The sequence below is a fragment of the Leisingera aquaemixtae genome, from assembly GCF_019801145.1.
GTDB lineage: Bacteria > Pseudomonadota > Alphaproteobacteria > Rhodobacterales > Rhodobacteraceae > Leisingera > Leisingera aquaemixtae_A.
This window is the reverse complement of the sequence record NZ_JAHVJQ010000004.1, coordinates 166948-188056: the sequence shown is the minus strand read 5'-3', so window position 1 is coordinate 188056 and position 21109 is coordinate 166948. Positions and strand designations below refer to the sequence as shown.

19 protein-coding genes and 1 riboswitch are annotated in these 21109 nt (G+C 62.4%); of the genes, 5 read left to right on the top strand and 14 right to left on the bottom strand.

All coding sequences use genetic code 11. The features are described from left to right. Positions 1-12: 12 nt before the first annotated feature. Positions 13-1590, top strand: a complete 1578-nt coding sequence (locus KUW17_RS11205) for a DUF5928 domain-containing protein (protein ID WP_222479049.1) — start codon at positions 13-15, stop codon at positions 1588-1590. Between the two features lie 42 nt (positions 1591-1632). On the opposite strand, the gene rpiB is transcribed toward KUW17_RS11205, so the two are convergent. The 3 genes from rpiB to KUW17_RS11190 all read right to left on the bottom strand — a co-directional run bounded on the left by rpiB (position 1633) and on the right by KUW17_RS11190 (position 4549). After that, positions 1633-2082, bottom strand: coding sequence for a ribose 5-phosphate isomerase B (rpiB, locus tag KUW17_RS11200; protein ID WP_222479048.1), 450 nt, complete (start codon positions 2080-2082; stop codon positions 1633-1635). Positions 2083-2223: 141 nt separating this feature from the next. Further along, positions 2224-3309: a hybrid-cluster NAD(P)-dependent oxidoreductase gene (locus KUW17_RS11195; protein ID WP_222479047.1), complete on the bottom strand. Its 1086-nt coding sequence runs from the start codon at positions 3307-3309 to the stop codon at positions 2224-2226. Between the two features lie 4 nt (positions 3310-3313). Beyond that, a complete protein-coding gene (locus KUW17_RS11190) occupies positions 3314-4549 on the bottom strand; it encodes an aromatic ring-hydroxylating oxygenase subunit alpha (RefSeq protein ID WP_222479046.1) in 1236 nt (411 codons plus the stop codon). A gap of 106 nt (positions 4550-4655) precedes the next feature. Then, a riboswitch (cobalamin riboswitch) is annotated at positions 4656-4856 on the bottom strand. 271 nt (positions 4857-5127) lie between these two features. Between KUW17_RS11190 and KUW17_RS11185 the strand changes: the two genes are divergently transcribed. Together KUW17_RS11185 and KUW17_RS11180 are read left to right on the top strand one after the other, a co-directional pair. After that, positions 5128-5664, top strand: coding sequence for a dihydrofolate reductase family protein (locus tag KUW17_RS11185; protein ID WP_222479045.1), 537 nt, complete (start codon positions 5128-5130; stop codon positions 5662-5664). A gap of 15 nt (positions 5665-5679) precedes the next feature. After that, positions 5680-6219, top strand: coding sequence for a TetR/AcrR family transcriptional regulator (locus tag KUW17_RS11180; RefSeq protein ID WP_222479044.1), 540 nt, complete (start codon positions 5680-5682; stop codon positions 6217-6219). A gap of 71 nt (positions 6220-6290) precedes the next feature. Here the strand turns inward: KUW17_RS11180 and KUW17_RS11175 are convergent, their stop codons facing one another. The 9 genes from KUW17_RS11175 to pssA form a co-directional block, all read right to left on the bottom strand. Continuing rightward, positions 6291-6935, bottom strand: coding sequence for a DUF1523 family protein (locus KUW17_RS11175; RefSeq protein ID WP_222479042.1), 645 nt, complete (start codon positions 6933-6935; stop codon positions 6291-6293). Between the two features lie 11 nt (positions 6936-6946). Then, the gene (locus KUW17_RS11170) at positions 6947-7213 is read right to left on the bottom strand and encodes a hypothetical protein (RefSeq protein WP_222479040.1); all 267 of its coding nucleotides are present in this window, start codon (positions 7211-7213) and stop codon (positions 6947-6949) included. A gap of 188 nt (positions 7214-7401) precedes the next feature. After that, the gene (locus KUW17_RS11165; RefSeq protein WP_222479038.1) at positions 7402-8763 is read right to left on the bottom strand and encodes a DUF6638 family protein; all 1362 of its coding nucleotides are present in this window, start codon (positions 8761-8763) and stop codon (positions 7402-7404) included. Next, complete coding sequence (locus KUW17_RS11160) at positions 8760-9380, bottom strand: hypothetical protein (protein WP_222479036.1); 621 nt, start codon at positions 9378-9380, stop codon at positions 8760-8762. The genes KUW17_RS11165 and KUW17_RS11160 overlap by 4 nt, the downstream gene beginning before the upstream one ends. Next, positions 9377-11314 (bottom strand): ATP-binding protein, encoded by a 1938-nt coding sequence (locus tag KUW17_RS11155; RefSeq protein ID WP_222479034.1) that lies wholly within the window; start codon positions 11312-11314, stop codon positions 9377-9379. The genes KUW17_RS11160 and KUW17_RS11155 overlap by 4 nt, the downstream gene beginning before the upstream one ends. A 139-nt stretch (positions 11315-11453) precedes the next feature. Next, the gene (locus KUW17_RS11150; RefSeq protein ID WP_222479032.1) at positions 11454-12575 is read right to left on the bottom strand and encodes a hypothetical protein; all 1122 of its coding nucleotides are present in this window, start codon (positions 12573-12575) and stop codon (positions 11454-11456) included. A 383-nt stretch (positions 12576-12958) separates the two neighbouring features. Beyond that, a complete protein-coding gene (locus KUW17_RS11145; RefSeq protein WP_222479030.1) occupies positions 12959-14041 on the bottom strand; it encodes a hypothetical protein in 1083 nt (360 codons plus the stop codon). Positions 14042-14213: 172 nt separating this feature from the next. Next, positions 14214-14837 (bottom strand): class I SAM-dependent methyltransferase, encoded by a 624-nt coding sequence (locus KUW17_RS11140; protein ID WP_222479028.1) that lies wholly within the window; start codon positions 14835-14837, stop codon positions 14214-14216. A 25-nt stretch (positions 14838-14862) separates the two neighbouring features. Further along, entirely contained in the window at positions 14863-15609 is a 747-nt protein-coding gene (gene pssA, locus KUW17_RS11135; RefSeq protein WP_222479026.1) for a CDP-diacylglycerol--serine O-phosphatidyltransferase, read from the bottom strand. Positions 15610-15923: 314 nt separating this feature from the next. Between pssA and KUW17_RS11130 the strand changes: the two genes are divergently transcribed. After that, complete coding sequence (locus KUW17_RS11130; RefSeq protein ID WP_222479024.1) at positions 15924-17156, top strand: 50S ribosomal protein L11 methyltransferase; 1233 nt, start codon at positions 15924-15926, stop codon at positions 17154-17156. Between the two features lie 90 nt (positions 17157-17246). Here the strand turns inward: KUW17_RS11130 and KUW17_RS11125 are convergent, their stop codons facing one another. Further along, positions 17247-18455 carry an aminopeptidase P family protein gene (locus tag KUW17_RS11125; protein WP_222479022.1) on the bottom strand — a complete coding sequence of 403 codons (1209 nt, stop codon included), beginning with the start codon at positions 18453-18455 and terminating at the stop codon, positions 17247-17249. Between the two features lie 212 nt (positions 18456-18667). After that, the gene (locus KUW17_RS11120; RefSeq protein ID WP_222479020.1) at positions 18668-19453 is read right to left on the bottom strand and encodes an alpha/beta hydrolase; all 786 of its coding nucleotides are present in this window, start codon (positions 19451-19453) and stop codon (positions 18668-18670) included. Positions 19454-19636: 183 nt separating this feature from the next. Here KUW17_RS11120 and KUW17_RS11115 point away from each other — a divergent pair, with 183 nt between their 5' ends. Continuing rightward, positions 19637-21109, top strand: coding sequence for an NAD-dependent succinate-semialdehyde dehydrogenase (locus tag KUW17_RS11115; RefSeq protein ID WP_222479018.1), 1473 nt, complete (start codon positions 19637-19639; stop codon positions 21107-21109).

Here is a 21109-nt window from a genome sequence, read left to right as displayed (position 1 = left end):
TCCGTCCTCCCCATGGCAAAAATCGCATATATCTTGCTGTGCCATAAAGACCCTGAGGCGATCATCCAGCAGGCAGAGCAGCTGACTGCGGCCGGCGACTGCATGGCGATCCATTTTGACGGGCGGGCGCCTGACGAGGACTACCGGAAGATCCGTGAGGACCTGGCAGGCAATCCGAATGTGGCCTTTGCCGACAAGCGGATCAAATGCGGCTGGGGCGAATGGTCCCTGGTGCAGGCGACGCTGCAGGCACTGCAGCGCGCGGTGGAGGAGTTTCCCCGCGCCACCCATTTCTACATGCTGTCGGGCGACTGCATGGCGGTGAAGACGGCGGAATATGCCCACCGTTTCCTGGACCAGAACGACAAGGATTTCATCGAAAGCTTCGATTTCTTCGAAAGCGACTGGATCAAGACCGGCATGAAGGAGGACCGGCTGATCTACCGGCACTTCTTCAACGAGCGCAAGCACAAGCAGCTGTTTTACTGGAGCCACGGGCTGCAGAAGCGGCTGGGGCTGCAGCGCGAAATCCCCTCCGACATCCAGGTGCAGATCGGCAGCCAATGGTGGTGCCTACGCCGCCGCACGGTGGAGTGGATCCTGGACTTCACCGCCAAGCGCCGCGACGTTGTGCGGTTCTTCCGCTCCACCTGGATTCCGGATGAAACCTTCTTTCAAACCCTTGTGCGCCACCTCATCCCGGAGGCGGAGATCGAGCCCCGGACCCTCACCTTTCTGATGTTCACCGACTACGGGATTCCGGTGAATTTCTACAACGACCACTATGACCTGCTGCTCAGCCAGGACTTTCTGTTCGCCCGCAAGATCAGCCCGGGCGCCAAGGAGCTGAAGTCGCGGCTGGGGCGGCTCTACGCGGCGCGCGGCGTGGACTTCCAGATATCCAACGAGGGGCGCAGCCTGTATCAGTTCCTGTCCCAGCGCGGCCGCATCGGGCGCCGCTTTGCGCCGCGGTTCTGGGAAACCGAAAGCACCCTGGGCCGCGAGCGCGAGCTGCTGATCGTGATCTGCAAGAAATGGCATGTCGCCAAGCGGCTGCTGGAGAAGGTCCGCCACGCAACCAATATCCCGGCCATCGAATACCTGTTCAACGAGGAAGACACCCCGCTGCCCGATCTCGGCGGCATCCAGGCTGCGCTGATGAAACGCACCCGCCACCGCCGCGCGCTGGTGCGGATGCTGTTTGAATACTACGGATCCGATCAGCTGATCATCTGCCTGGACCCTGCCGACATCGACCTGATGAACGATTTCCACTCGGACCGGTCCACAACCCGCTTCCTGCTGATCGAATGCGACTTCAGCGAGGACTACCTGACCGGACACGCGCACCGGGTCGGGCTTGCGGGGGAGCGCACACCGCAGCTGGCGCTGGAACGGCTGCTGCCGTCCATCCGCAATGACATCCACCATGAGGCGGACCGCATCCGGGATGCCGGGTTCAGCCAGCTCCACCAGATGCGCGAAAGCAGCAGCCCGGAGGAAAACGCAGGCCAGCTCAGCGGTTTTCTGGGCCTGTCCGCGGAACAGGCCCGGCAGATTGCCGGAACCCGCTATCTGTTTGCGGACTGACCTGGGGCCTGCGCCCGGCCGGCACAGCCGGGTCTGAACCTATCAGTCTTCCAGCGCCTTGATCATGTCAACGCGGGTGCCGTGGCGGCCGCCTTCGAACTCTGTGCCCAGGAAGGCATCGACGATCTCCAGCGCCAGGCCTTCACCGACCACGCGGGCGCCGATCGACAGCATGTTGGCGTCGTTGTGGGCGCGGATCATCTTGGCCGAGAACGTGTCGGAGCAGACACCGCAGCGGATGCCCTTTACCTTGTTCGCCGCCATCATGATGCCCTGGCCGGTGCCGCACAGAACGATGCCCAGCGCGCACTCGCCAGAGGCCACCAGCTCCGCCACGGCGGCACCATGCTTGGGGTAATGGGTGCTCTCAGGGGTCTGCGGGCCGATGTCCTCAACCTCCCAGCCCTGTGCTTGGATATGGGCGGCAACGGCCTTGCGCAGCTCGATGGCGGCGTGGTCGCTGGAAAGGGCAATGCGTTTGCTGGCAGTCATGGTTTCGGGGTCCTGTGTCGCAACGGGGGATATGAGGGTTGGCCCCGTGTTGACCAAGGGACGGGCGCGGCGTCAATCACTTTGTTGCCGCAAGCCCGGACCGGCAGGAAAAGGAGGGCCCGCGACAGGCCCTCCCTTGGCTTAGATCGCGACCTCGACGCGGCCAATCGGGTTGGAGCAGCAGGCCAGGATGTACCCCGCCTCGATGTCCTCTTCCGAGATACCGCCGTTGTGGACCATATGCACATCGCCTGCGGTCTTCTTGACCTTGCAGGTGCCGCAGATGCCGAAGGTGCAGCCCGACGGGATGTTGAGGCCCGACGCCTTGGCCACCGCCAGCACCGTGTCGGTCTCGGTGCAGTTTGCGGTCACGCCCGACGCGGCAAAGGTGATCTCGGCGGCAGCGGTCTCTTCCGGAACCACATCGTCCAGCTCCGGCGCATCGGCCTCGGTCTCCACCGGCGCGCCAAAGCTTTCCTGGTTGTAGTTCTCCATGTCGAAGCCCAGGCCGTTCAGCATGTCGCGCACCGCCTGCATGAACGGATCCGGCCCGCAGCAGTAGACCTCGCGCTCCAGGTAGTCGCCGGCAATGATCCCCAGCATGATCTGGTTCAGCTGGCCGCGGTAGCCGGTCCAGACCTGATAGGGATCGTCCTCTTCCACCACGAAGTGCAGCTTGATGCCGGGCACCCGCGCCGCCATGCCTTCCAGCTGGCGCCGCGCGATAATCTCGCTGGGGCGCTTGGCGCAGTTGATGAAACAGACGTCGGGCGATTGGCCGCGGTCGAACAGGTACTGTGTCATCGACAGGCTCGGCGTGATGCCGGAACCTGCGGAGATGAACAGGAACTTGCCGTTCGGGCGTTTCGGCAGGGTGAACACGCCTGCCGGGCCGGAAGCCTTGAGGAACATCCCCGGTTTCAGGTGGTCCAGCATCCAGCGGGTGCCGATGCTGTCCGCCTGCGCCTTCACCGTCACCGAGATCGACAGCGGCCGTGACGGCGAGGAGCTGATGGTGTAGGTCCGCCAGACGGTGCCGCCCGGCACCGGCAGCTCCAGCGTCAGGAACTGGCCTGGCTGGTACTTGAACCACGCGCCCGAAGGCGCGCGGAAACTGAAGGTGGCGGTGTTCGGCGCTTCCGGCACGACCGAGACGCATTCCAGCATCTCGTCGTCTTTCCACGCCAGCGTCTCGTCCAGCGTCTCGAAGTTGGCCTGCAGTCCCATGCGCTTACTCCGCCGCGATCAGGTGGCGGCCGGTCAGCGCGCGGGTCAGATGCTCGGCATACCAGTTGGAGAACTGGATGACGCCGCTTTCCTGCACTTCCGAATAGGGGCCGGGCTCATAGGCGGGCGAGTTGATGCCCTTCTGGTTGTCCTCCACCACGATGCGGTCCTCGTCGTTGGTGGCGATCCACACCTCGGTCAGCCGCTTCAGGTCGTAATCCTGGCCCTCGACCGCATCCTTGTGCACCAGCCATTTGGTGGTAACTTCGGTTTCGGTCGGGCTGATCGGCGTCACCCGGAACACGATGGAATGATCCGGCAGGAAGTGGTTCCAGGTAGTCGGATAGTGGAACTTCAGCAGCGTGCCCGCATCGGCAAACGGCACTCGGCCCAGCTTCTTGGCGACAGCCGCCTTGCCGTCCATGGTATAGCTCTCGGCGCCCTCATTCAGCGGCATCCGCGCCACCCGGTACTGGCCGCGCGCGTCGATCTGGAACTGGGCCGGCACGCCCGCCGCCTCGATCCGGTCGAAATGCTTCTGCAGGTGCGGCGGGGTCTCACCGCCCTCGACACCAGTGACGGACGGATCTTCCGGGAAGGTCCGGCACAGCGACGGGTGGTTGCCGCCGCAGTGATAGCACTCGCGGTTGTTCTCCCAGACCAGCTTCCAGTTGCCGTTCTCGATGATCGAGCTTTCATAGGCGACCTTGGCGTTGCCCAGGTCGTGCGGCTCCAGATAGGGGCGCGCCACCGCGGCAAAAGCGTCGAAGTCCGGCGCCTCATCCGCCAGGCAGATGTAGATCAGACCGGCCAGGTCGCGGCAATGCACCGGCTTCAGCCCATGTTTGGAGGCATCGAATTCCGGCCCCATGTCGCGCGCCCACAACAGCGAGCCGTCCAGCTCATAGGTCCACTGGTGGTAGGGGCAGACCAGCTTGGGCGAGTTGCCCTTCTTGGCCTTGCACACAACAGAACCGCGGTGGCGGCAGGCATTGTGGAACGCACGCACCTCGCCATCGGTGCCGCGCACGATGATGACGTTGTAAGCGCCGACCTGATGGGTCACGAAATTGCCCGCCTTCGGGATCTCGCAGGCGGGAATGGCAAACAGCCACTCGCGGTAGAAAATCTGGCGCATGTCCAGATCCAGCACGCCCGGATCGGTGTAAAACGCCTGCTCCAGGGAATAGTTTTTCTGACGGGCCACCAGTTTGGCCAGAATTTCGCTGTCGTGAAGCATCTGCTTCTCTCCTTTGCCGCATCCCCGCGGCAGGTTGGCTTGGCTGCGGGCATGGATGGAGAGATCGCAGGCCACGCGCCTGCAACCGCCCCGCCGCCGCCCGCGGTTGACGTTTTCGGGGCAAGGCTGGTTTCCGGACTGTCCCGGGGCCATTCGGCGGCGGGGCCTGGCACCTTCCCGAAACCATTGGCCTCAGTGGTTTTTGCCATGCCTTGCCCGGGGTCACCGTTGCGGGGGCAGTGCCGGAATTTCACCAGCTTCCCAATTCTCCGCCCCAAGGGGCGGCACCTTGCTGAGGCGCAAATTGCCCTAATCCCGGCCCTCAAGCGGAGACAAATCCGACCCGCGAAAACCGGAAAAAGACATGCATGTTTGCCGTGCCAGGAGGGACAGGGATGTCCAGAATCTCAAACCGGCATCCGCCAGCCTGTTTGCGGCAAGCGCTTATCTTTCATGCGGTTACCAGCTGCTAGGCACACCGAATCGATTCGCACGCAGGGAGTCTTGCGCCGGCGCCTTGGATGGTGAAATGCATTTAACTATATGTCATATAGTTTAATGGTCCCCAGGAGAATCCTATGACCACAGGCCACGTCTTCATCGCCACCAGCCTCGACGGCTTCGTGGCCCGCCAGGACCATTCACTGGATTGGCTGCACAAACAGCCCGTTGCCGAAGATGACGATGGCGGCTTTGCGGCCTTCATGGACAGCGTCGACGGGCTGGTCATGGGAACAGGATCATTCCGCACTCTGCTGGGGTTCGGCCATTGGCCCTACACCAAGCCGGTTGTGGTCCTCAGCAGCAGCCTGACCGAACAGGACATTCCCGAAGAGCTGAAGGACAAAGTACGCCTCAGCACCGCAGCACCCGCAAAGCTGATGAAGGAACTGCAACAGCAGGGCTGGACCCGCGCCTATATCGACGGCGGCCGGATGGTGCAGTCCTTCCTGCGCCAGGGGCTGATCGCCGATCTGACCATCACAACGGTTCCGATCCTGATCGGCAGCGGCATCCCCCTGTTCGGCAGTCTGGACAAGGACATCGACCTCCAGGTGGCAAGCTCCCGTATTCTGCCCACCGGCATGGTCCAAACCACGTTCCGGGTGGCCTGACCAATGCCCCCGCGCATGGGGCGCCCTCCCAAGGGCAGCCGCACCCTCAGCAAGAATGATGTGCTGGAAAAAGCCCTGCAGCTGCTCGACGAGGGCGGCAGCAAGGCCCTCACCTTCAAAGCACTGGCAGCGGCGCTTGGCGTCACCCCGATGGCCGTTGCCCATCACGCCGGCACCAGAGACGAGATGATTACATCCCTTGTCGCCATTGCGTTTGAAGGTGCGGATGCACCATCAGAAGCGTCAACACCCAAACTGCGGCTGCGCGGCCTGATGACCCGCTATTGCGCCCAGGTGACCCGGCACCCGGAGCTGGCGAAATGCATCCTGGAAAACCCGTCCTTGATTGGCCCCTCCCTGACAAGGCTGACGCAGCTCATCGAGGCGGAAATTGCAGCCGCAGGCGTGACCGGCGCAAAGGCCCGCACCCTACTCTGCCTGCTGGTGGATTACACACACGGCTTTGCCTTTGCCGCCGCTGCGGCACCACGCGGGGCGCTTTCGGATGACGACTTCACCCCGGCACTGGACTGGGTGCTCGACCGTATCGAATAAAAACGCGGACCCGTTCAGGCCCGCGCATCCGCTTGTGTCTTTCAGAGCCGCCGATCCGGCGGCCCCTCTCGTCACTTCGATTTCCAGGTATCCAGCCAGCGGCGGAACCGGCCCTTGCGCTCGGCAATGGCATCGCCCGCCGCATAGAGGCTGTCCTCGGCACTTTCGATCATCGGATCGATCCGCGCCTGCCGGAACCGGCGCCAGCGCACATAAATCGCCCACAGAAGCGCCGCCAGCAGCACCAGGAAGATGATCGAGAACCAGTTCGTTGGCTTGTCCTCCGGCCCCGCCACCGGCTTGATCGTCACCGCATTGGGGAAGATCGACAGGAACTCGTTGCGCCAGCCGTAATGCAGCACCGCCACCCACTCTGGGTTTGCCTTGGTCGAGATGCTGTCATTGGCGTCCGTGTATAGGTTCGCGGTGTCGAACTTGAAATAGGGCGGCCAGTTCCAGCCGGTATCCTCGTTGCGGTAGACCATGTTGCGGCCGTTGCCGCGCACCGCCTGGATGAACTGGACATCGCGGTTGATCAGCTCTGCCGACTGGTCGTCCGGCTTGGACCAGAAGATCCGGGTCCAGTCGTTCAGCTCCTGCCGCTCCTCATAGGTGTTGACGATCCGCACCACGTCGTACTGCGGCAGCGTGTAATGCAGGAAGGCGCCGAACAGCACCCAGAAGGTAATCAGGAAAGCCCATTTGATGAAACGCATTGGGGTGGACCTCACATGAAGTTAATGACGTAGATCAGGAGCGCCAGCGCCCCCAGCGGGATGATATAGACCAAGAGGATCAGCTTGCGCCGGAACGAATTGTCGTATTGCTTCAGCCCCCGCTGGATGAAGGCCGCACGGTCGCCGGTCAACCCCTTCTCTTTCCAGCGCCGCTTCAGCTTCAGCCGCCGCATCTCGCGCGAGTACAGCGAAACCGCAGCGTAGACCACGGTCAGCACCACCAGAAGGATCAAGGCAAGGCGGATAAAGCCGAACATTCAGCAAGCCTCCTGCGGTGCAGGCCAAGCATCCCATAACGGAGGTTCGCGCCCGTCTCCGAGGGGGGGCGCAATTCGCGCCCGCCGTCGTGCTGAAAGCACGCCTCCGGCATGACGGGGGCGGGGACGGGCGCGAACCGGGCTGCAAGCAACCCGGGAAGAAAGATGCTTCTTACACAGTGTCATCTCTAACGCCCCCTCACCCGGTCCACAGCCCCCCAGGGGCCGACCCGGTCAACCACCGCCTTGCGCCGGTTCCGCGGCAGCTTCGGCATCCGCCCCTCCATATCCGGCTCATGCCCGAAAAGTGCGGCGCGCGCGCCGGCCTTGTCCACCGCATACTCCCGCGCCAGAAACTCCGCTGCATAGGCCTTCTTGGTTTCCGGCCAACCGCGGTACTGGCGGTAGAATTCCTCCTTGTGGCAGATGAACATCTGGCGGAAGTCATGCGGGCTCAACTCTGCCAGCAGCATGTTGACCAGATCGCGGCAAGGCGTGTCCGACGCCCTGAGGCTATAGAAATAGGCCGGATGGTCCGAGGTGATCCGCGGCCACTTGCCGCCGCCCTCGGCCCAGCGCACCAGCGCCGCCAGCCCTTCGAATTCTTCGGGCAGCTCCTCTGCATGCCGCGCCGCCATCCGCCGCAGGTCCGACCGCGACAGGCCGGTCAGGTCCCGGCCCTTCTCCGTCAGCACGGACACCGCCAGGAACCCCATCTTCTGCCGCAGGATCGCCGCGCCATCGACGCCGCGCGCGCGGATCACCGGCTCTGCCAGCCCGTTCAGCTCCAGGAACTTGGCAATGGCATTGCGCTGGGTCAGGTCAAACACATGGCGCAGCGGCACGCCCTCGGGCTTTGCCCCGCTGGCAATCACCGCCGGGTGCTCCACGTCCTGAAACAGGTACAGCCCGCCAAAATGCGCAGTCCAGAAATTGCCCTGCTCAAAGACCTCATGCTCCAGATGCACCGGATTGCGGGTCACATCGCCGGTCTGTTCCGCCGTCCGGATCATCTTTTCGATCAGACCGTCGTCAAACCAGGCATCCTCCCCGGTCTTGAACCGCTCCACCAGCTCCGCCAATTGGTCCGCATGGCGCAGCGTGCCGCGGGTGGTATCCGCCTCGATCCGCACCTGCCGGATGTCGAACAGGCGCGCGGGCGAGGACACCTCAAACACCGAATTCACCAGTTCCCCCGCAACGGCATCGGTCGCGGTCAGCGCAAACAGCTGGCGTTCATTCACTTCGATGAACCGGCGCAGGATGTCCCGGCTGGTGGAGAATTTCACGTGAAGCAGCGGGCAGCGCTTCTGCTCGGTACTGAGCAATATGAACTGCCGGTTCACGCCTGCATGGTTCAGATAGTGATCATCCCCCAGCTCATCCCCGATCTCCGGCGAAAAGCCCGAGATATCGACGTGGAAATCCGTGAGTTGCGTGGTCTTGCCGGTCAGATGCTTCAGCGCGCGGTTATACCGCTCCACCAGCGCGGGCGAGGCCACATGGAAGAGATTGCCGAACATCAGGCCATGCTGGATGAGGCGTTTCATGCAGCTTCTTTCAATTTCTGACGCAGGTAGTCTTCTACCAGTGCAAAGTGCTTTTCGTATTTGGAGTAGAAGACATCCTCCTCATCTCCGTCACCGAAAATCACTTCCAGAGTTTCTTCATGCTTGGCTGCCGCCTCCCGTTGAGCGTGCGACAAATGCGGATTCAGAGACCGAATATGCCTCCTCAAGTTCAGAATGAGCTTCTGTTCCAGAGCAAAAACTTGCTCCAGAAGTTCATTCAGTTTTTCTCCCCAAATTACCGTTGCACGTAGACGCTTAGCATAAATTTCAGACCTTATTTGATCCAGTTTGTTTACTCGCGATTGAAAGTAGTCGACCTGGCCTTTGAACTGCGCGTGCTCTTGGTCAACTATCTCTTTTCCACTTTCATCATGAGTGGCGGGACGGAATGACACGTACGGTTGACGGATGTCCCGTATGGCATCCCGCCTTTGGTACATTAAAACTAAAAGATCCTCGCTTAATTCAACATCTTTTTGCCATTTTTTTTCGTATTTCCAGGACTCTAACCCCTTCCATGCAATGAATGCGGCGGTTGGGGCCGATAACGCCAACGAGAGATTCCGTAGAATTTCAACACAGTCTTGAAAGTTCACCCCTGCCCCTCCAGATACCGCCGCTTGGCCTCTTCCTGACGCCCGAAATCGCGCACCATGTTCTCAATCGCCACCTCATCTGACTTGTCGGCATAGCGGAACTCGCTGTCGGCGTAGCGGTTGATCTCCTGCACCACCATGTCGACCGTGATCGGCACCCGCAGCTCCGCAATCATCGCGGATTTGGTCTCGTAGTCCTTGAACAGGAACAGCTCCGGGTTCTCCATCCATTCATCCGGCAGCTCGAAATCCATCGCCCGGACCTTGACTGCATCGGTGATGTTCTTGATGGCGCGGCCGGTAAAGCGCTCATCCGCCTGCTGGATCGCCTTGAGGTACGTGCCCAGCTTGGCCAGATCATCCAGCGCGCCAATCTGGTCATGCACCCGGCCAAAGACCTCCATCAGCCCCGGCTCCTGCGGGCGGTTGTGCGCCTCAAACGACCGCGCAACCGCCTTCTTGATCTCCTGCGCGCCATAGAGGTCATGCTCGCCCAGCGGGATCGCATGGTTCTTGCCCATCAAGAGCGTCAGGATGTCGATGTAATCCTCCCGCGTCTGCGGCCCGTCCACCAGGAACCGCGCGCCGGCCCGCTGGCGCAGGGCGTCGTCCACATTCTCCGGGTAGTTGGAGAACATGCCAAAGGTGCAGTTGCCGCGCACCACGGTATTGGCGCCGGCAAAGGCCTCCATGAACACAGCGGTCACCTCCTGCTGGCCGGCGCTGGACTGCCGGTCGCCGCGCTTGCCCGCGATCTGGTCGATGTCGTCGATGGTGCCGAAGCCGATGACACCCGGGTCAATCACGTTCTGGATGAAAGACTTGGCGTTCTGCCCCGACTTGCCCTGATAGCTGTCGATATTGTCGATGCCGAAGTTCTGATAGCGGAAGGCGTAGCCCGCATTCTGGCAATAATCATGGATCAGCCCCGCCATCATCTGAATGAGCGTCGTCTTGCCGGTGCCCGGCTTGCCATCGCCCATGAAGGTGAAGATAAAGCCGCCCATCTCCGCAAACGGGTTCAGACGGCGGTCGAAATCATAGGCCATCAGCATCTTGGAGAGTCTTAAGGCCTGGTACTTGGCGATATGGTTGCCAACCACCTCATGCGGTTTCTTGAACGCCATGGTGAGCGTTGTGGACTTTGCCTTGGCCGCCGGTTCAAAGCCGCTGATGGTGAGGTCATCCGCCTCCACCCGCCAGGCGGCAGCAGTGAACGCTTCCAGCCGCGGCGCAGTCTGGGCGCGCAAGGCCGCCTTTTCCATCAGCTGCTCGGCATAGGCCGCCGTGGCCGCAATCAGATGCGCATCATCGGGGGCATGCAGCGCCAGCTTCTGGTCCAGCTCCCACAGCGCCCCGTGCAGGGCCAGCGGCGCGTTATCCGTCAGCAGCTCCTCCGCCTCGCCCACCTCGGCCTGCGTCTCGCTGCCGTGCGGTGCCAGCAGATAGGCCGCGGCATTGGCAAACACATGCGCCGCAATCAGCGCCTCGGCGGCCAGCAGTTCGGTGAACTCCCCCTTGCGCGCCGCATCCAGGGACCCGGCCAAATTGGCCCGCTTCAGATCCGCCAGGCCGGACACATCCGCATAAGCCTCCCCCATCGCCAAGGAGACCGCCAGCGCCCGGCGCAAGGCGTGCTGCAAGGTCGCCTGCAGGGGCGAGGTCAGCGGATCATCTTCATCCGAGGCCTCGATACGGGCAATCAGATGCACCCCTTCGGGCCGCGCGGTGGAGCGTGTGACCAGCCCGGGCGTGGTGGAGCGGAAGCGGCGGGTGCGGGCAATCCCGGGCGAGCGTTCCGGCGCCTTGCCCTCCACCTTCGGCTTGGCAATGCGCGGGGTGTGGTCAAACCCCTCCAGCATCGCCGCCGCAGCCGCGTAATGCTTGCGGATGTCCTCTTCCCGCAGCTCCATCTGATTGCCTGAAATGCTCATCTCTTCCTCTCAATCCGTCGCTTGCGGGCCTAAAATCCAACCCGCTTTCATCTTTCCAAAAATACTCCCGGCCCGCTGCCCGGCAGGCGGCTTTGCCGCCGAGAGGGGGGCTTCTGCAGCCGGCAACACGCGCCGGCGCTCAATACCGCAGCACCTGCCCGGCGTCGCTGACCACGAACTTCTGCACATCGCCGAACCCCGGCGGGTCCAGCTCTGCCAGCACCTGGAACGGGCGCTGCGGCAGGATGATCGCGCGCTGGGTCCGGGTCGCTCCGGTATCAGCGCCGCGCCCGCCAAAGGGGTCGAGCGCAAAGATCTCCCGCTCCACGGTGCCGAACCAGCCCGCGCGCTCCTCGCGCACATCTTCGCTTTCCAGCTCCTCCAGCGTCCAGGCCAGCGCCCAGTCCTGGCCCGCGGGCGCCTCCGCCTCCTCCAGCACCCGGTGCAGCGGGCCGGACTGCTCGGTATAGGCAGAGGAATACATCGGCCCGACGTGGTAGCGGCGCAGATGCTTGGGATGGAGGTCGCCGAAATCCTCGTCAAACCCCTTGGCAATCGTCACCAGCTTCAGCCCCGCCAAGGCCTGCGCCATCAGATGCGCCTGCACTTCCGGCCAGCGCCGCTCGTCCTTGGGCAGCGCCACCTTGCCGCTGTCCTCCAGCTCCATCAGGTAGATCACCGGCAGATTCACCTGGCTGTCATAGGCCGCCCAATGCAGCAGGAAGCGCCGCCGCCGCTCGCCGATGTTTTCCAGCCATTCGCAAACCGGATCGTTCTGGACCCAGAACAGCTGCCCCTTCAGCAGCTCCTGATAGTAAAGCCGCTGCGACAGGGCGAACTGCAGCTTTGCCGGCACCGCCCGGTCCGAGATGATGGTGCGCACCATATCGTCCTTCAACTGCGCCTCGCTGGCCATATTGGCCAGATGCCGTTCCGCCTGCTGGGCGTCGTTGGCCATGGTCATGAGTTCGGCGGCGACTGGAAAGCCGCTGTCGCGCTTGTCCATCGCCAGGCTGCCGAAAAACCGCCCGGTATCGCGCCCCGCCATCAGGTATTTCATGGAGAGCGCGCGGAAGGTGAAATTGAGCCGCATCAGGTAGGCGGTCAGCACCTTCACATCAGATTTCGACAGCCGCCCCTCCGCCTGCATCGCCGCCGCCACCCGGGTCAGATGCCGGATGATGGTCTCGAACTTCTTGAAATACCGGCGCGAGGCGAAGGTATCGCTGAGGCCTGCGTGGTCGTGGGAGGGATCGGTCATACAGCTCCCCTTTCCGGACGTGCCGCTTGCGGCACGGACAGCGCCCGGCCGCCCCCACGGGCGGGCGCTACACCCCCACCCGCGGCCGGGAACTGTCCTGTGTTCCGCACACTCAATTTCCAGCGTGGGCAAATGCAAGTTGTAAGAACAGCATAGTCTTGACTGGTCTTAGTCATTTCGACCGCCTTCTTTGTCCTTTCCTTTCCTTGCATAGCTTCCCCACGAAGCAACCGCCCCACCTGCGAAAATTGCCCACTTGGTATTGCTTTCAGACGGGATGAAATAAATGGCAACTGCCATAAGCGCTATCTGCAGATAGAAATCACTTAAGGTGCTGGCCCTGTAGAGAAAAGACCCGTTGACTTCGGAGAGCCTAAACACACTCACCCCCCATACAGGTTCTTGTCGTGCTTCTCGACAATTGCCGCAAACCGGCGGGCAAAGCGTTCATCCGCCTTGGCCTTCTTCTCCAGCACGTCGCGGGCGAACACCATGTTGCCCTCATGCGCTTCCAGCATGTCGGCCATCTTCTGGTTGGTCGCGGTGCCGATCGCCGCCATTGCGGTCTGGGCTTCCTTGTCGGTCTGCACCCCGATCTCGTTGATCCGGTGCGCCACATCCTGCTGCTGCGCGGTCTTCAGCGATTTGGTCAGCGCGTCATACAGCACCACCCGCTGCTGGGTGTCCGTCTGCAGCTTGTTGATCAGCACCATCTGCGTCGCCGCCTGGTTCTGCAGGCTGTCGACCCAGGTCTTGCCCTTCTCGATATAGCGCTCCAGCGTCTGGGATTTCGCAAGCTTCACCTGCTCCTCCTGCACCAGCGCGTTGTACTTGGCGTTGATCTCGGCCAGCTCGGTCTCCAGCTTGGTGCGCGCGGCGGCGTCCTGCTCGACCGAGATCTTGTTCTCCAGCTCAATGATCTGCGGGTCCAGCGCCACGATCTGCGCACGCACGCCCTCCAGCTCCTGCACGGTGAACTCGCGGTCGTCCAGAGTGGCCGACAGGTTCACCTGCACCTTCTCGCGCTGCTCTTCCAAGGTGGCCAGCTGGCCTTCCAGCAGCTTCACGATCACGTCCGACTTGGCGATCAGGTCCTGCAGCTTGTCGTCGATATTGGCAGTGCGCATCCGCTCCTGGCGCATCGAGTCCGACTTGCCCTTGGAGAAGAAGCCGACAAAGCTCTCCCAGCCGGTCTTGGACCGCATCTCGTCAAAATCCTTGGAGAACGCCGCCGTCACATCATCCAGCCCCATGATCAGCTCGGCGATATTGGCGTTCATCACCTCGGTATGCGCGTGCACGTCTTCCAGCGTCGCGTTCTCGATGTCGATGCTGGCATCCTCGCCCGCCTCGATCTTGCTGCGCGCGGCCTCGATCCGCGCCGTCAGCGCCTCAATCTTGGATTGCGACTCGCGGACCTTGTCCTGGCTTTCCGACACCATCTTTTCAAATTGGGACACACTCATCGCATCCGCTCCTTCCCTGTAAATAACTGAGCCTGATATGGGGATGTAAATTGATTTTACATCCCCTGGGGCGGTGCAATTCCACCCGTTTCAGACGCACTGTTGCAGACAGGCCGCACAAAGAAAAGCCCCGGAGGATCCCCCCGGGGCTGCATTGCGGAAACAGGGTGTTTCACATCGTCTGCTGCTTGCCCAGCACCAGGAATGTCATCATCCCGAAGGGCGGGATGCTTTCCTGAACCTCGACCTGCAGCCGGTCCTCCTGCAGCACCGTTTCCAGCGCGAAATCCGAATGCCAGCCGATCACATTGGCCAGCGGCGCAGACAGCTTTTCGAGCGAGGCCCGAACCCCCTTGCCGCTCTTGAAATGGTTGGTGACCACCAGCTTGCCGCCGGGTTTCAGCACCCGCGCAATCTCATGCATCACCTTGTCAGGGTCCGGCACCACCGACAGCACATGCATTGCCGCCACCGTGTCGAATGAATTGTCCGGAAAATCCAGCTGCCGGGCATCCATCTGCCGCAGCGCCTCGACCTGTTTCAGCCCCTGCTCCTGCACCTTTCCCCGCGCCTTTTTCAGCATGTCGTGGCTGAAGTCGATGCCGGTCACCTGCAGATGCGGCGCGTAATGCTGCAAGGAAAGGCCAGTGCCGACCCCAACCTCCAGAACCTTGCCCTCTCGGGAATTGATGTAACGGGTCGCCCTGCGGCGGCCAGAGCGCGTCACCGCGCCGAACGTCCTGTCATAAACCGGCGCCCAGCGCGCATAGGATTCTTCAACTGCCTTGATATCCAATTCGTCCCTCCCCGGACGTCTTGGGCTAGTCTTTTGGCTTGGAAACCAGCCCCCAAATCACCATCGCAACGTAACCGAGGCATAGCACAACCAGCACCGTCCATGCATAGGTCAGTAATGCCGCAGCCATGAAGGCAAAGCCCACAAGCAGGTACTTAACATTCTCGCGGGAGATTTTAACTGCTTTCGGCGACCAGGTCGGAATGTGGCTGATCATTGCCAGCCCCACCAGCACCATGGTGAGGCAGATCAGCAGCTCATGCAGCACCGGTTCGCGGCTGCCATAGGCATAGGAGGCAAACATCGGCAGCAGCGCCAGCAGCGCCCCCGCGGGCGAGGGAATGCCTTCGAAATAACCCTTGCGAAGCTTCGGCGCTTCCTCCTCCGACTTGCTGCTGACATTGAACCGTGCCAGCCGCACCACGCAGCAAACCGAGAACACCAGCACTGAGATCCAGCCGATGCCCCGCATGTCCTGCAGCGCCCACAGATAGATCACCATCGGTGTCGCCACCCCGAAGTTCAGAAAATCGGCCAGCGAATCCAGCTCCGCCCCCATCTTGCTGACACTGCGCAGCGCCCGCGCCAGCCGCCCGTCCAGCCCGTCCAGCACCGCCGCCAGCAGGATCAGCATCACAGCCAGCTTGAAGTTGCCGGAGATGGCAAAGCGGATCGCCGACAGCCCGGCGCAGATCGCACCGATTGTCATCAGGTTCGGCATCAGCTGAATCAGCGCAAATTCGGATTTCTTCTTTTCCGGGGCATCATACATGGCGGTGGCTCTTTCTTCCTCGCGGCGGCACATACGCGCGCTGCTGCGAGAGGATAACATATCGGCAGGCTGTGCCGTGGCGCACATATGCCCCAAGACCCACCCCGGCGCAACGCTTGTGCCCGCCCGCGCTGAATTGCCTCCGTTCAGTTGGCTGGCCCGCGGATCGGGCTCTCAGGCCGCTTTAGCACCGGCACCACCCAAGGGTGCCGGCGGACATTCTCGCAGCCCGGGCCTTTCCTTCATCATTTGTTAGATGCGCGTGACGATTATGCAGGTCAGTGGCATTTGCTTCAAATGAGGAAAAATAAAAATTGCTTGAGAGACAGACACCCGTTCCGGCACAGGAATTCGGCCATTCGGGACCGCAGAAGGCGGAAGACCTCGTCCAAACCGCTAAATCCGCCCCCCTGAGTGATGGCGGTATCCGAACTTCGCAGCTGCTCTCTGAGGCGCTCAGCTTGGATCCCAGCCACCACGAAGCGCAGATCCTGCAGGAACGGCTGCACCAGACCTTTGTCCCCCGCTGGCATTTTCCGATGCTGTCGGACACGGCACGCAACAGCGCCTACGCCAAGGCCATCGCGGCCAAGGTGAAGCCCGGCGATGTGGTGCTTGATATCGGCTGCGGCGCCGGCCTGACCGCCATGCTGGCGGCGCGTGCGGGCGCGAAACATGTCTACACCTGCGAGCAGCAGCCGCTGATCGCCCAGGCCGCCACGCAGGTCATTGCGGCAAACGGCCTGAGCGACCGCATCACCGTCATCCCGAAATGGTCGCATGAGATCGTCGTCGGCGCGGACATTCCGGAGCAGGCAGATGTGGTGATCTCGGAAATCGTCGATACCGTTCTGCTGGGCGAAGGCGCCCTTGCGACCCTTACCCATGCCATGTCTGCGCTGGCCAAACCGGACGCCCGCGCGATCCCGGAGCGCGGAACCTTGCTGGCCCGGCCGGTGGAAAGCCCCGGCCTCCTGAACCTCTGGCGGCCGCATGAGGCCGAGGGCTTCGACCTCAGCGCCTTCCACCATTTTGCCCGCGTTGCGCAGCTCACCCCGAACGATTTCGAGGCTTGCAAGCTTCGCCCCTTGGGCCCGGCGGCAGAGCTGTTCGCGTTTGACTTCACCCGGCCAAACATCAATCCGGGGCGCACCACAGCGGATCTCGCCTGTGCAGCCGCAGGCACCATCCATGCGGTCCTTGTCAGTTTCGAAATGGACCTGGCCCCCGGCATCCAGGTGTCGAACGGAGTGAACTCCGGCGGCCATTGGGGGCGGACCGCCTACCTGCTGGATCATCCGCATCTGGCGGCACCCGGGGACCGCCTGCGCGTGACAGCGCAGCACGATGCCTCCCAGCTCAGCCTGTCCGTGCAGGATGCTCTGCCCCGCGCCGCGGAACAGCCTTCCGCCACCCTGTGGATGACCCGCGGATGGAACGCGCACCGCCAGCTTCTGGCCGACGGCGGCCCGGCGGCTCCGCAGGCTCCGGTTTGCCCGCCGTCAGAGGCCGCGCTTGCTCGCCCCCAAGGCCAAGCCTTTCACTAGCCCCGGACCCGCAGGGCGCCTGCCCGGTGCACAAGGGGTGTACAGGGGGTGCACGCATGGCACCCCCTGCATTTTCGTGTTCAGCCGGCCTCAGCCGACAACGTTGAACTCCGGCCCGTAGGGGTACTTGGTGATGTTCTCGTTGCCGTCCTCATGGATGATCAGAATGTCATGCTCACGGTAGCCGCCGGCGCCCGGCTGGCCGTCGGCGATCGTCAGCATCGGCTCCATCGAGATCACCATGCCGGGCTCCAGCACCGTGTCGATGTCCTCGCGCAGCTCCAGCCCGGCCTCGCGGCCATAGTAGTGGGACAGCACGCCAAAGGAGTGGCCATAGCCGAAGGTGCGGTACTGCAGCAGATCGCGCTCTTCGAAGAAGGCGTTGATCTTATGAGTGATTTCCGCGCAGCTTGCACCCGGTTTCAAGAGCGAGATGCCGTATTCATGGGCGGCAACGTTGGCCTCCCAGATCTTCAGGCTCTCGGCATCCACTTCCTTCACGAACATGGTGCGCTCCAGCGCGGTGTAATAGCCGGAGATCATCGGGAAGGTGTTCAAGGACAGGATGTCGCCGCGCTGCAGGGTGCGCCCCGTCACCGGGTTGTGGGCACCGTCGGTGTTGATGCCGGACTGGAACCACACCCAGGTGTCGCGGTATTCCGCATCCGGGAAGCGCTTGGCAATCTCGAGCTCCATCGCGTCGCGGCCAGCCATCGCCACGTCGATCTCCCGCGCGCCTTCCTTGACCGCCTCGCGGATCGCAAAGCCGCCGACGTCGGCCACCGCGGCACCAGCCCGGATCATGTCCAGCTCGGCTGCGGATTTGCCCATCCGCTGGCGCATGGTCGGCTCGTAGAGGTCAACCAGCTTGGACGGCGCCAGGAAGGCTTCCAGCTTGCCCTTCTGCAGCAGGGTCAGGTGATCGCTTTCGTAGCCAACCACAACTCCTTCGCCGCTTACAGACTTGATTGCGCGCCAGAAATTGTCGCGCTGCCAGTCGGTGTAGGTGATGTTGTCGCAGAACGAGCGGCGCCAGGGCTGGCCCGCGTCGATGCCGGCCGAGATGGTCACAGCCTCGGACGCTGTCACTACCAGGCCGTAGGGGCGGCCAAAGGCGCAATAGGTGAACCCAGAGTAGTAGGAGATGTTGTGCATCGAGGTGAAGACAGCAGCGCTCACCCCTGTGTCGGCCATGATCTTGCGCAGGCCCGCGATCCGCGCCTCGTATTCGGAGACGGCGAATTGCAGCGGCGCCTTTTCACCATTGTGAAAACGGTACATTTCAGGACGTGCAGTCATATCAGACCCTTCCTTCTTACAAGAAAGGTCCCGGCGTTCAGGACAGTTTTGGAATGTGGGGGCACCATGTATCCCATGCGGCGACGCCATCGCCTGGCCCTTGCGCTGAAGATGCGGCGGAAACGGGATTCTGGCAAGAAGTTTTTGCGGCCCGGTCTTGCGCTGGGGCCGGGACCCCTGGGCGGGCGTTTTCCGCCCGCCGCCGCCCGCGGTCAATTCACGATCAGCGCCACCAGGTCGCTTTCCGGATCCGCCAGCGGATCGATCACGTTGAAATGGTGCTTGCCAAAGGCGATCACATGGTCCGCACCCCAAGCCTCCACCAGCCAGATCGCCTGATCCAGAAACGCCGGGCGCTCCTCGCCGCCGACCCAGACCGTCACCTCCGCCGGATAGCGGTCCTGCATCTCAACCGGGCTTTCAGCCACCGCAGCAGCCGAATCCATCTTGAACTTCTGGTTCATGGAGGTGCGCAGCAGCGGCAGCAGATCCGCCAGCGGCGAGATCGGGATCACCGTCTTGATCCGCTCGCCCACCTCCGCGGGCAACAGCGCCCGGTCCAGCATCCGCGCCACCAGATGGCCGCCAGCCGAATGGCCCGCCAGTGCAATCGGGCCGTCCACTTCCGCTGCAATCCGCGTCACCGCGGCCGCGATCTGACGGGTGATATCGGCAATCCGCACCTCCGGGCACAGGTCATAAGACGGCATCGCCACCGCCCAGCCATGCGCCATCGCCCCGCGCGCCAGATGCGACCAAGAGCTTTTGTCGAAGGCCAGCCAATAGCCGCCGTGGACAAAGACAAACAGGCCCTTAGGCGTGCCTTCCGGCAGGAACAGGTCGAATGACTGCCGCGCCCCTTCGCCATAGGGGATATCCAGCCGGGCGCGCTCATGCAGGCTGTTGCGGAAATCCTCCGCCGAGGCCGCCCAGCGCGGCGGGTACTTGTCTGCATTCTCGATATAGGCCCCGTTGGCATAGGCATCATCCAATTCCATGCCCAATCTCCCCTGTTCTTATTCTTTGCGGCTACCAGACAGTCTGGCACAGCACATGTCAAATTGCTTGACCCAAAATTCTTTGCCGGAAATTTGATCAAATTCTGGACTCATCAATCCTTCTGGACATATCAATGCGCAGCTGATTTCCATTCCAGCAACAGAACACCCGGGAGGCCCGCAATGCTCGACGCAATCACAGACCTGAAATCCCTGCTCAAAGACCCCAGCCTGCTGGAAACCCGCGCCTATATCGGCGGCAAGTTTGCCGATGGCGAAGGCACCTTTGACGTATCCAACCCGGCCCGCGGCGACGTGATCGCCCAGGTGGCCGACACCAGCCGCGCCCAAGTGGCAGGCGCCATCGCCCAGGCCGAAGCCGCGCAAAAGGACTGGGCCAAATGGACCGGCAAGGAGCGCGCCAACGTGCTGCGCAAGTGGTACGACCTGATGATGGAGAACCAGGAAGACCTGGCGGTGATCCTGACCGCCGAAATGGGCAAGCCGCTGGCGGAATCCCGCGGCGAGATCGCCTATGGCGCCTCCTTCATCGAGTTCTTTGCGGAGGAGGCCAAACGGATTTACGGCGAGACCATCCCCGGCCATCAGCGCGACAAGCGCATCACCGTGCTGAAGCAGCCGATCGGTGTTGCCGCTTCGATCACGCCGTGGAACTTCCCCAACGCGATGATCACCCGCAAGGCAGGCCCTGCACTGGCCGCAGGCTGTTCGTTCATCGCCCGCCCCGCGGCCGAAACCCCGCTGTCGGCCATCGTGCTGGCGGTGCTGGCAGACCGGGCCGGCATCCCGGCGGGCGTGTTCAACGTGGTGCCGTCCTCGCGCGCTTCCGACATCGGCAAGGAGTTCTGCGAGAACGACGCGGTGCGCAAGCTGACCTTCACCGGCTCCACCGAGGTGGGCCGCATCCTGCTGCGCCAAGCGGCAGACACGGTGATGAAATGCTCGATGGAGCTGGGCGGCAACGCACCGTTCATCGTCTTTGACGACGCCGATCTGGATGCCGCCGTCGAAGGCGCCATCATGTGCAAGTTCCGCAACAACGGCCAGACCTGCGTCTGCGCCAACCGGATCTATGTGCAGGCCGACGTTTACGATGCCTTTGCGGAAAAGCTGAAAGCCGCGGTCGAGAAGATGAACGTCGGCGACGGCCTCAAGGAAGACATCCACTTCGGCCCGCTGATTAACATGGAAGCGGTGGATAAAATTCAGGAGCATATTGCCGACGCCACTTCCAAGGGCGGCGAGGTGATCTTGGGCGGCAACCCGTCAGAACTGGGCGGCAGTTTCTTCCAGCCGACCATCGTCACCGGCGCGACCCAGGACATGGCCTTTGCTACGGACGAAACCTTCGGCCCGCTGGCGCCGCTGTTCAAGTTCGAGGACGAGGACGAGGTGATCGCGATGGCCAATGACACCATCTTTGGCCTGGCGTCCTATTTCTACGCCAAGGACCTCAGCCGCGTGTACAAGGTGGCCGAGGCGCTGGAATACGGGATTGTCGGTGTGAACACTGGCATCATCTCCACCGAGGTGGCACCGTTCGGCGGCGTCAAGCAGTCGGGCCTGGGCCGCGAAGGCAGCCACCACGGCATCGAGGATTACCTGGAGATGAAATACATCTGCATGTCGGTCTGA